Genomic DNA, 12,149 nt, shown 5'->3' on the forward strand with positions numbered 1-12,149 from the left:
CATCAGGGGAATGATGGGGGAAAGGCGGCCCGGTGCGGTTCCTGCTGCAGCGCTCCGATGGGGAATCGGTGTCCCTGATGCCCATCCTCGTCGCGGTGGTCCTGGTGCTGCTCGCCGCGCTGGGCACCTGGACCGTGGTGTCCGCCAAATCCGGCGCCCGCAGCGCCGGTGGCGACGGCAAGCCGCAGAAGACCTACGCGTCCTTGCCGACGATGACCTTCACGCTGGGGGGCAGCGACGCGCGTCTGGTGGACATCCGCGTGCTGCTGGAGATCGAGCCCACCGGGGACCCGAACCCGGCCGCGGCTTTCGTTCCCCGCATCGCCGATCAGATGGCCGACCGTCTTCGCCAGATCGAGCCAAGCCAATTGAGCGGGGCCGAGGGCGCCAACCTGATCAAGAGCACCGTGGCGAGCGTGATGAAGCGCGAGGCCCGGGCCATCCGCGTGCGCGAGGTCCTGCTGGAGCGGATGGTGGTGCGGTAGGAGGGCGCTTCCCCACCCTACCGCGCTTGCGCGCGGGTTCCCCCCCCCGCTTCGCGGGAGAGGGAAGACTTGCCCCCTCTCCCGCGGAGCGGGGGAGGGTCGGGGAGGGGGAAAGACTTACTCCGCCGCCGCGCGGCGGTCGGCGTCGCGCTTCAGGCGGGCGCGCTTCAACTCCTCGGCCAGCAGGAAGGCCAACTCCAGCGCCTGGCTGGCGTTCAGCCGCGGGTCGCAGGCGGTGTGGTAGCGCAGCGCCAGCTTGTGGTCGGTGATCGCCTGGGCGCCGCCCGTGCACTCCGTCACATCCTGGCCGGTCAGCTCGAAATGGACGCCGCCGGCGTGGGTGCCTTCGGCCTCGTGCACCGCGAAGAAGTCGCGCGCCTCCGACAGCACCTTCTCCACCGGGCGGGTCTTGTAGCCGCTGGAGGACTTGACGGTGTTGCCGTGCATCGGGTCGCTCGACCAGACGACGACGCGGCCCTCGCGCTGCACCTTGCGCAGCAGGGGCGGGAACTTGTCCGCCACCTTGTCGGCGCCCATGCGGACGATCAGGGTCAGGCGGCCCGGCTCGTTGGTCGGATTCAGCAGGTCGATCAGGCGGATCAGCTCGTCCGGATCGGTGGTCGGGCCGCACTTCAGGCCGATCGGGTTCTTCACGCCGCGCAGGAACTCGACATGCGCGCCGTCGAGCTGGCGGGTGCGGTCGCCGATCCACAGCATGTGGGCCGACACGTCGTACCAGTCGCCGGTGGTGCTGTCGACGCGAGTCATCGCCTGCTCGAACGGCAGCAGCAGCGCCTCATGGCTGGTGAAGAACTCGGTCTCGCGGATCTGCGGGGTGGTCTGGGCGGTGATGCCGCAGGCCGCCATGAAGCCCAGCGTCTCGTCCAGCCGGTTGGCGATCTCGCGGAACTGCTCACCGGCGGGGGAGCGCTCGACGAAGCCCAGCGTCCACTGATGGACCTTGTGCAGGTCGGCGTAGCCGCCCTGGGAAAAGGCGCGCAGCAGGTTCAGCGTGGCGGCGGCCTGGGTGTAGGCCTGCATCATGCGCTCCGGGTCGGGAACGCGGGCGTCCGGCGTGAAGTCGAAGCCGTTGATGATGTCGCCCCGGTAGGACGGAAGCTCGACCCCCTCCAGCACCTCGGTGTCGGCGGAGCGCGGCTTGGCGAACTGCCCGGCCATGCGGCCCACCTTGACCACCGGGATGGCGGCGCCGAAGGTCAGCACCACGGCCATCTGAAGCAGGACGCGGAAGGTGTCGCGGATGTTGTTCGGATGGAACTCCGCGAAGCTCTCCGCGCAGTCGCCGCCCTGCAGCAGGAAGGCGTTGCCGGCGGCGGCGGCGGCGAGGCTGTCCTTCAGCCGGCGCGCCTCGCCCGCGAAGACGAGTGGGGGATAGGAGGACAGGCGCTGCTCGACCGCTTCGACCTTGGACGGGTCCGGATAGGTCGGAAGCTGCTTCGCCGGCTTCGACCTCCAGCTGTCGGGGGACCAACGCTCAACCATGACGCCCGCTCTTTCCTTGTGCTAAGGGTTCCCGCAGCCGGCCGGATGACAGCCGGAGGGGTACTCTGTATAGCGGTTGCCGGGAAATTTTTCCATAGTTTCGACCGCAACTTCCGCAATGGATGATGCGGCGTGGCGCCCGAAAAAGCGCGCTGGCCGGGACCTTCGGGAGCGGCCTATACAGACGGTTACGCAGGTGTGCGGAAGGGTTAACGGGTGAAACCATCCTCCTGGGGTCAGGCGGCCTCCGTCTATCTTGACCGGCGCGTTCTGGCCATTCTGTTCCTCGGCTTTTCGGAAGGGCTGCCGCTGGCGTTGACCGGCTCCACCCTGTCGATCTGGCTGCGCGAGGGCGGCGTCAGCAAGACGGCCATCGGCCTGTTCGCGCTGGTCACCATGCCCTACGCGCTGAAGTTCGTCTGGGCGCCGCTGATCGACCGGCTGCGCCTGCCGGTGATGACCCGCCTGTTCGGGCGGCGGCGCGGCTGGGCGCTGGTGGCGCAGGTCGGACTGATGGCGGCCCTGATCGGGCTGGGCAGCACCAACCCGGTCACCGACCTGTGGTGGACCGCCATACTGGCCGTGGTGGTCGCCTTCTTCTCGGCCAGCCAGGACATCGTGGTCGACGCTTACCGCGTCGAAGTGCTGGAGGAGCATCAGCAGGCTGCGGGTGCGGCCATCCTCGTGCTCGGCTACCGTTTCGGCATGCTGGCGGCGGGGGCGGGGGCCCTGTACCTCGCGGAGTTCTTCGGCTGGCACGTCGCCTACTACGTCATGGCCGGGCTGGTCGCGATCGGCATGGTGACGATCCTGCTGAACCGCGAGCCGAAGGTCGCCGACACCGCGGAGACCAAGGCGCGGGAGCAGCATGTGGCCGACTGGCTGGCCGCCCGCCCGCACCTGACCGGCTGGAAGGCGGACCTGCTGGCCTGGATCTACGGCGCCGTCGTGTCGCCCTTCGTGGAGTTCATGACGCGGCCCGCTTGGGCGGCGGTCCTGCTGTTCATCGCCTGCTACAAGCTGGGGGACGTGCTGGCGGGTGTGATGTCGGCGCCCTTCTATGTCGATCTCGGCTTCGAGAAGACGGAGATCGCCAACGTCACCAAGCTGTTCGGCCTGTGGGCGACGATCATCGGCGGGCTGATCGGCGGCGTGCTGGTCGGGCGCATCGGCGTTCTGCGCGGGCTGCTGGTCGGCGGGCTGATGCAGATGCTGTCCAACCTCGGCTACGTCATGCTGGCGCAGGTCGGGCATGACGTGTCGGCGCTGGCGGTGACGGTGGCGCTGGAGAATGTCTGCGGCGGCATCGCGACGGCGGCCTTCGTCGCCTATCTGTCGAGCCTGTGCAACACGGCCTACACGGCCACGCAATACGCGCTGCTCAGCAGCTTCTACAAGCTGGGCGGGGACCTGTTCGGGGCGTCGTCCGGCTGGCTGGCCGAGCGGATGGACTGGAGCAGCTTCTTCCTGCTGTCCACCGGCGGGGCGGTGCCGGGGCTGCTGGTTCTGCTGTGGCTGATGACCCGGCCAAGGCGGGACGAGGCGGTGGTGAAGGCCGGAACGTGACACTTGCCCCCACCCTGACCCTCCCCCGCTGGGCGGGGGAGGGGGATCGGGGCCTTACTTCACCGGGGTCATCTTGCCGGAACCGGGGCCGGCGCCGAGGTCGGCACCCGTCACCGGGTTCACGTCGGTGCGCGACATGGTGCGCTTGGCGGCCTCGTTGACGGCCTTCATCTCCTCCGCCGCCAGCCGGACCGAGGGGTTGCCATCGCCGCCGCTGACCGGGGCCTGGTCGGGGGTGACGTTCACGAACTCCCACTGCTCGCCCTGGTTCCACGGGCCGCGCATGTCGCCGTCGCCCTGGCTCATGTTGTAATACTTGTCGGTGTATTCGGGGTTGCCCGGCAGCTTGCCCGGCGGGAAGTTGTTGTCGATCGAGTAGAGCGCCTTCTCGAACATCTTCTGGTGGGCGACCTCGCGGGTCATCAGGAAGGTCAGCGCGTCCTTCACGCCCGGGTCGGGGGTGATGTTGATGAGGCGCTCATAGATGATCTTGGCCCGCGATTCGGCGGCGATGTTGGAGCGCAAGTCGGCGGTCGGCTCGCCGATGCTGTCGATGTAGCCGCCGGTCCAGAGCTGCCCCGCGGAGTTGGTGAGCGCCGGGCCGCCGCCGTAGAGCAGGGCCAGCGTGTGGCTGCCGTTGCCCTTGGCGATGTCGGCGTAGAGGTCGGTGACCTCCTCGGCGCCCTCGGCCAGCTTGCCCTTCACGCCCTTGGTGAGCATGGCGACGATGCTGCCGATGATCTCCAGATGGCTCAGTTCCTCGGTCGCGATGTCGATCAGCATGTCCTTGCGGCCCGGGTCCTCGTCGGAAAGGCCCTGCGTGAAGTAGCGCAAGGCCGCCGCCAACTCGCCCTGGGGGCCGCCGAACTGTTCCAGCATCAGGCTGGCCAGCTTCGGGTCCGGTTCGGCGACGCGGACCGTGTACATCAGGTTCTTGTTGTGCATGAACATGCGTAGGAGCCCTCCCGCTGCCTGGATGAAGGATGGGAGGCGACGGCTTCCGCGGGGGTGCTTGACCGCCGCCGTGAGTGCCGCCGCCATCGTCGTGTGCCCTCAACACAGGCTTCTTAGAAGCGTTCCAGGAAATCAGGCTCCTGACCTTTGGTTTTATGTCCGATCGTCAGGACACCTTCTCGCGCATCAGGACGAACTCTTCCGCGGTGGACGGGTGGAGGGCGATGGTGCGGTCGAAATCTTTCTTCGTGGCGCCGCAGTTCAGGGCGATGCCCAGCCCCTGGACGATCTCCGGCGCGTCCATGCCCATCATGTGGCAGCCGAGCACGCGCTGGCTCTCGCCGTCCACGACCAGCTTCATCAGGACGCGCTCGTCGCGGCCTGACATGGTGTGTTTCATCGGGCGGAAGCCGGCCTTGTAGATGTCCACCGTTGCGTGTTTCGCCCGCGCCTCCGCCTCGGTCAGGCCGACGGTGCCGAGCGGAGGGATGGAGAAGACGGCGGTCGGGATGTTCGCGTAGCTGATGCTGGTCGGGTTGTCGTTGAACAGCGTCTCCACGAAGGCGCGCCCCTCAGCGATGGCGACGGGGGTCAGGGCCATGCGGTCGGTCACGTCGCCGACGGCGAAGATGTTGTCCACGCTGGTGCGTGAATACTCGTCCACCCGGATCGCCCCGGCCTCGTCCAGCGCGACGCCGGCGGCCTCCAGCCCGAGGTCGCGCGTGTTCGGACGACGCCCGGTCGCCGCCATGACGAGGCCGGCGGAATGCTCCCGCCCCAGCTGGTCGGTGACGGTGAAGCCGCCGGGGCCCTCCTCGACCTTCACCGGCTGGGTGCGGGTGAGGATGGTGATGCCGCGCTTGCGCATCTCCTGCGCCAGGGCGACGCGGATGTCGTCGTCGAAGCCGTTCAGAAGCTCCTCGCCGCGGATCATGATCGTGACCTCGGCGCCCAGGCCGCGGAAGATCCCGGCGAACTCCACGGCGATGTAGCCGCCGCCCAGGATGATGACGGAGTGGGGCAGGGTGCCGAGCTGCAACGCCTCGTTGGAGGTGACGGCGTGCTCGATCCCCGGAATCTTGGGCAGCGCCGGCCAGCCGCCGGTGGCGACCAGGATGTTCTTCGCGGTGTAGCGCTGGTTGGCGACCTCCACCGTGTGGCGGTCGATCAGCCGTCCGAAGCCGGTGTGCAGGGCGACCCCGGAGTTCTCAAGCATCTTGATGTAGATGCCGTTCAGCCGGTCGATCTCCGCGTCCTTGCGACCGATCAGCGTCGCCCAGTCGAAGGCCGGCGTGGTGGTGGACCAGCCATAGGCGCTGGAGTCCTCGAAGGCGTCGCGGAACTGGGCGGCGTAGACCAGCAGCTTCTTCGGCACGCAGCCGCGGATGACGCAGGTGCCGCCGACCCGGCTGCCTTCGCAGATGGCGACCTTGGCCCCCATGGCCGCGGCCCGCCGGCTGGCCGCGACGCCGCCGGAGCCGGCACCGATGGTGAAAAGGTCGAAATCGAACTCGGCCACGGCCGTCTCCTTGCAATCCCAAGATCCGAACGGGAGGGGGGAGTGTTCCCCATTCCGCCGCCCCTGTCGAGCGTTGGAGGGCCGGCGTCGGCGTGGGCGGAGCGGGCCTTCCGTCAGCGCATGACGAGTTCCTGGACCAGCACCTGCCGGATCTTCATCGCGCCGAGTTCCTTCGCGGCGGTGCGCATCACCGCATCCTTGATGTAGAAGGCGCCGTTGCGCCCACGCAGTTCGCCGGGGTCGGTGTCCAGCATCACGTTGGTCATGGCGCTGGCGATGCGCGGCCCGTAGCTTTCCACCGTCTTGGCGGGGGCGGTCGGCTCCATGTCGAGCACCACGCGGACCCGCAGCTCGCGCAGCCGGTCGCCGTCGCTCAGCGTGAAGATCATCGCCGGCAGCCGCGCGTAGTTGGCGGCGGTCCGCAGCGTATCACCGACCACACGCCCGGCCTGCGCCGTGCCGGGCTTCAGCAGGAAGGCCCCGCCGGTGCCCGCGGCGGCCAGCCCGGCCATGGTGCAGAGAAGCCCGACCACCACCCGGCGGCTCAGGCGATCCAGCGTCGAGGGGGCTGCCGTCGAGGGGCCTGCCGCAATGTTCGGCGCGTTCTGGCGGATTGTCCGGCTCATGCCGACCTCGTCGCATTTCCCGGCGCCGATAGGGGGTGGCGCCTGTTCTTGAGTGCATGGTGGATGGGTAAAAGGAAGGCGTCAAATATAGGTATTTTATACTTTTTGGCGACAGCGCATTACAGTGTGGAACTGCGCATCTCTTCTCGGCTTCTTTGTGTTTGAAATGCGCCGGATTTCGTAGCGTATTTTTGGTAAATCACCATTGCTTGCGGCGGTTGGCCGTAGCGGATGAAGCCTCTTCCACCGGAGGGCCGGGGCGTATAATGCTGGTTTCTCAATCGGATTGCCGTTCCCACGGTGGGAGCGGCCTCCGGACGTGATCGTCGCGAAGGGCAAGAGCGGGAAGACAAGGACATCGCCATGGACGAGACCAGGAACCAGCCGCCGGCCAGTCACGCGCCCGCCAGCCATCCGCCCGCGTCGGCCATCACCGAATGGACCGACACCTATTTCAAGCGGACCAAGGAGGCGGTCGGGAAATTCGGTGACAAGAAGGTCACCTACGCCATCTTCATGCGCCGTCCGGTGGTCTGCGCGCCGCGACTCGCCATCGAATGGCTGGAGGCGGTGGCGCGGGAACGCGGGTTCGACCTCGACATCGTCCTGAACTACCCGGAAGGGAAGTGGGTCGGTGCGGGCGAGCCGATCCTCTACATCACCGGCTCCTTCTACCATCTGGTCGACACCGAGACGATCATCTTGCAGAAGCTCGGCCCCGCCTGCGTCGGCGCCTACAACGCCTTCACCATGTGCGCCGACCTGCCGAAGACGGCCTTCCTCGCCATGGAGGCGCGTCATTGCGCCGGCACGGAGATGGAGGAGATGATGGCCTACGCCGCCTCGGTCGGGTCGGACCGGGCGAAGCGCAAGGTCGGCGCCAAGGGCTTCATCGGCAACGCCACCGACGCCACCGCCCATTTCTTCGGCCAGAAGAAGGGCATGGGCACGATGCCGCATGCGCTGATCGGCTACGCCGGATCGACCGTGCGGGCGGCGGAGATGTTCCACGAGACCTTCCCCGAACTGCCGCTGACCGTCCTGGTCGATTATTTCGGGCGCGAGGTGACCGACGCGATGGAGGTCTGCCGCCGTTTCCCCGGCCTCGCCGCGCAGGGCAAGCTGGCGGTGCGGCTGGACACGCCGGGCGGGCGCTTCCTGGAGGGGCTGGACCCGCCGGGCTCCTACGCCGTGCTGGAGCGGCACGCCCCCCATTCCATCCGCGGCTACCGCGACGAGACGCAGCTCCGCTACCTGATCGGCACCGGCGTGTCGGCGGCGGCGATCCATTTCATGCGCGAGAAGCTGGACGAGGCCGGTTTCCCGGCGGTGAAGATCGTCGCCAGCTCCGGCTTCGGCCCGGCCAAGTGCCGCCTGATGGCGGAGGCCAACGCCCCCGTCGACATCATCGGCACCGGCAGCTATCTGCCCGAGCGCTGGACCGAAACCTACGCCACCGCCGACATCATCGAATATGACGGCGAGAAGCGTGTGAAGGTCGGCCGCGAGTTCCTGTTCCGCAAGTAGCATCGTCGTTTCGCAAGAAGAAAGCCCCTCCGCCGGCCGTGCCGCGGAGGGGCTTTTGCGTTCAGCGGGTCAGCACCATCACAAGCCGTTCGACCGGCGTGTCGTTGACGAGGTGCGACTCGACAATTTCGTCGATGTCCTCGGGCGTTTCCGGGCGGTACCACAGGCCCTCCGGATAGACCACCATCAGCGGCCCGGCGGAGCAGAAGCCGAGGCAGCCGGTCCAAGCCATGCCGACGCCCAGCAATCCCTTGGCCTGGATGCGCTGGCCGAGCTGTTCCCACAGCGGGTGGGCGTTCTTCGCCGCGCAGCTCCCACGCGGATGGCCGGGCGGGCGCTGCTGGGAGCAACAGAAAACGTGGTGGCGGAACACTTGTGGCAGATCGAGGGGCATCAAAGGCTCCATAGGCCATAATTTAATTATGGTTATAGAGCCTGCTGCGGTGCAGCGCCACCATTTGAAACGATTCCAATGTCTCAGGCATCCTCAGCCAGCCGCAGGCCGGTGAAGGACAGGCGGGACTCTGGCCGCAGGTAATGCCGGGTCGTCGGGTTGGCGTGGTCGAAGGGGGTGACGCAGCTGCCGCCCCGCAACACCATGCGGTTGATCATGAAGCGGCCATGGACGGCCTCGTCCACCCCGTCGGGCAGGCGGTAGCCGGGGTAGGGGACGAAGGGGCTGCGCGTCCATTCCCACACGTCGCCGAACAACTGCCAGGGGCCGTCGCCGTGGCAGGTGCTGGGGCGCGGGTGGCGGTGGCCGGTGCCCAGCAGGTTGCCCATGCTGTCGCAACGGGAGGCGAGCGCTTCCCATTCGGCCTCATCCGGCAGGCGCTTGCCCGCCCAGCGGGCGAAGGCGTCCGCCTCGAACCAGCTGACATGGCAGACCGGCTCAGCGGGATCGAGCGGGCGCATGCCGTAGAGCGTGAAGATCTGCCACGCGCCGTCGCGCCATTCCCAATAGAGCGGGGCCTGCCACCCCTCGGTCTGCACCGCTTCCCAGCCGTCGGCGAGCCAGAGCGCGCGCTTCGCGTAGCCGCCATCCTCGATGAACTCGCGGAAGGCACCGCAGGACACCGGCAGGACGGCGAGGCGGAAGGGTTGCAGATGGACGCGGTGGCGCGGCCCCTCATGGTCGAACCCGGCCCCGGCGTCTGTCAGCCCAATCTCGACGAGGCCGCCCTCATGCTCGATCCACCGTTCCGGCTGCGGCGGTGTCGGAACGGCCTGCGGCGGCTGGTCGTAGGCGGGGCGCAGCGGGTTGCTCCAGAAGGCGTGCTTGATGTGGGTCAGCAGCCGTTCCTGGTGGCGCCGCTCGTGCGTGATCCCGACGATCACACGATCGGCGATCTCCGGCAGGTCCGCCTCGTCGGCCTGGTTCAGCAGATGCAGCACCGCGGCGTTCACATGGTCGCGGTAGCGCATCACCTCCGCCGCGTTGGGCCGGGAGAGCAGGCGCAGGGTGGGGGAGGGAAGCTGGTGGCTGCCGAAGCGGTCGTCGCGCGCGGCGAACAGGGTCAGGAAGGCCGGGTCGAAGGGGCGGTAGCCGGGGTTGCAGGGCACCAGGACGGTGGTTTCGAACAGCCACGTCGTGTGGGCGAGGTGCCATTTGGCCGGCGCGCCGTCGGCCACCGACTGGACCATCAGGTCCTCGGGCGACAAGGGAGCCGCGAGTTCAGCGGTGCGGGCGCGGACTTTTTGGAAACGGGTGGAAAGGGCTTGGCGAAGGGCGTCGCCGGACGGCTGGGCATGCGTGGCGAGATGGGTGTCGGGCACGGGGGAACCTCCCTGCGGGAGCGGGTTTTTCCGCGGCGGGAACGGCGCGGGGACGCGCCCGGACTCCGCCGGAGAAACAACAGGGCCATTGTGCCGCATGGCCCGACCATCCTGGGTGGCGCATCGGAGGAGGGCTTTCTCCGAATTCGCGCATAACACCCGCGGTGGGGTTGTGGTTATGCGTCCACCACCAGATGCGGACGGAAGGCGCCTTCGAGTGTCAGAAGCAGGCGCAGATACACGGCAACACGCCGGGATGTCGTCGTGCGCTGTTCCAGGCAATCGCGGAGCTGGTTGGCGAGCGCCACGTTTTCCGCCGTCTGTCCTGGCGGAAGCGCGGGGTTTGTCGGCGCCGCCATGTCGACGATGTGGTCATGGTCGACCGGATGGGCCGCGACGGCCTTTTCGAGGAGCGCCGCCGCGATGCGTTCGATGTCCTGATCCGCCGGCGGCGGCTGGGCGAGGTTGGGGGCGAGATGGGGCGGCGGACGACGGTTGGCGAGCTGCGCGCGCAGATTTTGCTTGATGCGCGCCCGCTGCCCGGCGTTCAGCGTGTCCAGCTCATCGATCTCGTCGAACAGCAGGTCGTAGAGGCGCCGCCGCTTGTGGTTGGCTTCGTCCTGGTCGCGGCGTTCCTGCTGCTCGCGCTCCTGCTGTTGCAGGTCCTGCCGATTCTGTCGCCGCTGCTTGCGGTCGGTCGCGCTGCCGGTGCGCTCCACCACGCCGGCCGAGCGGACCAGAGGTTCCGAGCGTCCGATCGAACCGTCGGTCATGGCGACCTCCACGGCTAATGGCTGGGACTGTTCAGTGTACCAACTGTCGCGATTCTGTCAAGGTGACGCTTTGGCGTGCGGCGCAGGCCCGGTTTCAGGTGAGCGTTGCTCACCCGAACACGCGGCGTACTCGTTTGCCAGGAGCGTGGCTCGGGCTCGACAGTGGGGCATCCCGAACGCAGGAAAAAGGAACGCGCCATGCCCTACACCGACCCCGCCAACCCCGTGCTGTGCGTCACCGCCGGCGGAATCGCCACCCTCACCCTGAACCGGCCCGAGAAGCTGAACGCCATCAGCACGGCGTTGGCCGCCGCGATGCTCGACACGCTGGACGCGCTGGAGGCCGACGCGGCGGTGCGGGCGGTCGTCGTCACCGGCGCCGGGGAGCGGGCCTTCTCCGCCGGGGCGGACATAGCGGAATTCACCCAGGCCGTCCGGCGTGGACCGGAGGCGGCGGTGCGGGCGTTCCGGCCCGGCCAGACGCTGTGCGCGCGGATCGAGTCCTTCCCCAAGCCCATCATCGCCGCGGTCAACGGCATCTGCTACGGCGGCGGCTGCGAAATCCTGGAGGCCGCCCACCTCGCCGTCGCCAGCGAGCGGGCGACCTTCTCCAAGGCGGAGATCAAGCTCGGCATGATGCCGACCTTCGGCGGGACGCAGCGGCTTCCCCGCAACGCCGGGCGCAAGCGGGCGTTGGAATGGTTGCTGACCGGCGACGCCTTCCCGCCGGCGACGGCGCTGGCGGTGGGGCTGGTCAATCAGGTGGTGGCCCACGACGCCCTGCTGCCCGCAGCCTTCGAACTGGCTGGGCGGATCGTCCGGCATTCCCCGGCCGCGGTGTCCGGCATTCTGGGGGCGGTGACCCGCGGGCTGAACATGACCATCGGCGAAGGGCTGGCGGTGGAAACCGAGCGCTTCGCCCGGCTGGCGCCGGGGGCGGACCTGCGCGACGGGCTGGAGGCGTGGCTGGCGCGCTGAATCAAGCTCCTTCCGGGGGATCGTCCGGCATTTCGGTTTGCGCGGGGGCGTGCCGGTGTGCAGGATGCGGGGGTGGATGTGGACCGCTCCGCCCCCTATCTTCCGGGGCCGGGGCTTTTTGGCGTGGATGGCATGAGCGACGAGAACACCCTGTCCGAGAGCGGCGAATCCCTGGAAAACCGGCGCAAGCGGCTGCGCTTCCGGTCGTGGCACCGCGGCATGCGCGAGATGGACCTGCTGATCGGCAGCTTCGCCGACGCCCATGTCCCGGAGTTCGACCACGCGCAGCTCGACCGCTACGAGGCGCTGCTCGAACTCAGCGACCCCGACCTCTACAACTGGTACGCCGGGCGTGAGCCGCTACCCGCCGAGCATGACACCGACGTCATGCAGCTGTTGACCCAGTTCCGCTACACGCCCCGTCAGGGGTCCTGAGGCCCGA

General features: G+C 68.2%; 12 protein-coding genes. 5 read left to right on the plus strand and 7 right to left on the minus strand.

The window, feature by feature from the left end:
* The first annotated feature begins 32 nt into the window (after positions 1–32).
* Positions 33–485 carry a flagellar basal body-associated FliL family protein gene (locus tag DS837_RS03770; protein WP_149163475.1) on the plus strand — a complete coding sequence of 151 codons (453 nt, stop codon included), beginning with the start codon at positions 33–35 and terminating at the stop codon, positions 483–485.
* A 117-nt stretch (positions 486–602) separates the two neighbouring features.
* Here DS837_RS03770 and DS837_RS03775 read toward each other — a convergent pair whose 3' ends face one another.
* Positions 603–1,988 (minus strand): class II 3-deoxy-7-phosphoheptulonate synthase, encoded by a 1,386-nt coding sequence (locus DS837_RS03775; RefSeq protein WP_149163476.1) that lies wholly within the window; start codon positions 1,986–1,988, stop codon positions 603–605.
* 216 nt (positions 1,989–2,204) lie between these two features.
* Here DS837_RS03775 and DS837_RS03780 point away from each other — a divergent pair, with 216 nt between their 5' ends.
* Positions 2,205–3,554: an AmpG family muropeptide MFS transporter gene (locus tag DS837_RS03780; protein WP_149163477.1), complete on the plus strand. Its 1,350-nt coding sequence runs from the start codon at positions 2,205–2,207 to the stop codon at positions 3,552–3,554.
* 54 nt (positions 3,555–3,608) lie between these two features.
* On the opposite strand, the gene DS837_RS03785 is transcribed toward DS837_RS03780, so the two are convergent.
* The 3 genes from DS837_RS03785 to DS837_RS03795 all read right to left on the minus strand — a co-directional run bounded on the left by DS837_RS03785 (position 3,609) and on the right by DS837_RS03795 (position 6,653).
* Positions 3,609–4,505, minus strand: coding sequence for a manganese catalase family protein (locus DS837_RS03785; protein ID WP_149163478.1), 897 nt, complete (start codon positions 4,503–4,505; stop codon positions 3,609–3,611).
* A gap of 169 nt (positions 4,506–4,674) precedes the next feature.
* Complete coding sequence (gene gor / locus DS837_RS03790; protein ID WP_149163479.1) at positions 4,675–6,027, minus strand: glutathione-disulfide reductase; 1,353 nt, start codon at positions 6,025–6,027, stop codon at positions 4,675–4,677.
* Positions 6,028–6,140: 113 nt separating this feature from the next.
* Positions 6,141–6,653: a flagellar basal body-associated FliL family protein gene (locus tag DS837_RS03795; RefSeq protein WP_149163480.1), complete on the minus strand. Its 513-nt coding sequence runs from the start codon at positions 6,651–6,653 to the stop codon at positions 6,141–6,143.
* Between the two features lie 363 nt (positions 6,654–7,016).
* Between DS837_RS03795 and DS837_RS03800 the strand changes: the two genes are divergently transcribed.
* The gene (locus DS837_RS03800) at positions 7,017–8,180 is read left to right on the plus strand and encodes a nicotinate phosphoribosyltransferase (RefSeq protein ID WP_145625986.1); all 1,164 of its coding nucleotides are present in this window, start codon (positions 7,017–7,019) and stop codon (positions 8,178–8,180) included.
* 61 nt (positions 8,181–8,241) lie between these two features.
* Here DS837_RS03800 and DS837_RS03805 read toward each other — a convergent pair whose 3' ends face one another.
* From DS837_RS03805 to DS837_RS03815, 3 genes are all read right to left on the minus strand, one after another.
* Positions 8,242–8,574 carry a (2Fe-2S) ferredoxin domain-containing protein gene (locus DS837_RS03805; protein ID WP_149163481.1) on the minus strand — a complete coding sequence of 111 codons (333 nt, stop codon included), beginning with the start codon at positions 8,572–8,574 and terminating at the stop codon, positions 8,242–8,244.
* A gap of 83 nt (positions 8,575–8,657) precedes the next feature.
* A complete protein-coding gene (gene egtB / locus DS837_RS03810; RefSeq protein WP_149163482.1) occupies positions 8,658–9,956 on the minus strand; it encodes an ergothioneine biosynthesis protein EgtB in 1,299 nt (432 codons plus the stop codon).
* A gap of 176 nt (positions 9,957–10,132) precedes the next feature.
* Entirely contained in the window at positions 10,133–10,729 is a 597-nt protein-coding gene (locus DS837_RS03815) for a hypothetical protein (RefSeq protein ID WP_149163483.1), read from the minus strand.
* 198 nt (positions 10,730–10,927) lie between these two features.
* On the opposite strand from DS837_RS03815, the gene DS837_RS03820 reads away from it, so the two are divergent.
* Positions 10,928–11,707 carry a crotonase/enoyl-CoA hydratase family protein gene (locus DS837_RS03820; protein WP_149163484.1) on the plus strand — a complete coding sequence of 260 codons (780 nt, stop codon included), beginning with the start codon at positions 10,928–10,930 and terminating at the stop codon, positions 11,705–11,707.
* Positions 11,708–11,839: 132 nt separating this feature from the next.
* Positions 11,840–12,142 (plus strand): FAD assembly factor SdhE, encoded by a 303-nt coding sequence (locus tag DS837_RS03825; RefSeq protein ID WP_149163485.1) that lies wholly within the window; start codon positions 11,840–11,842, stop codon positions 12,140–12,142.
* Positions 12,143–12,149: the final 7 nt, after the last annotated feature.

The organism is Azospirillum brasilense (genome assembly GCF_008365405.1).
In the GTDB taxonomy this organism is placed as follows: Bacteria; Pseudomonadota; Alphaproteobacteria; order Azospirillales; family Azospirillaceae; genus Azospirillum; species Azospirillum brasilense_D.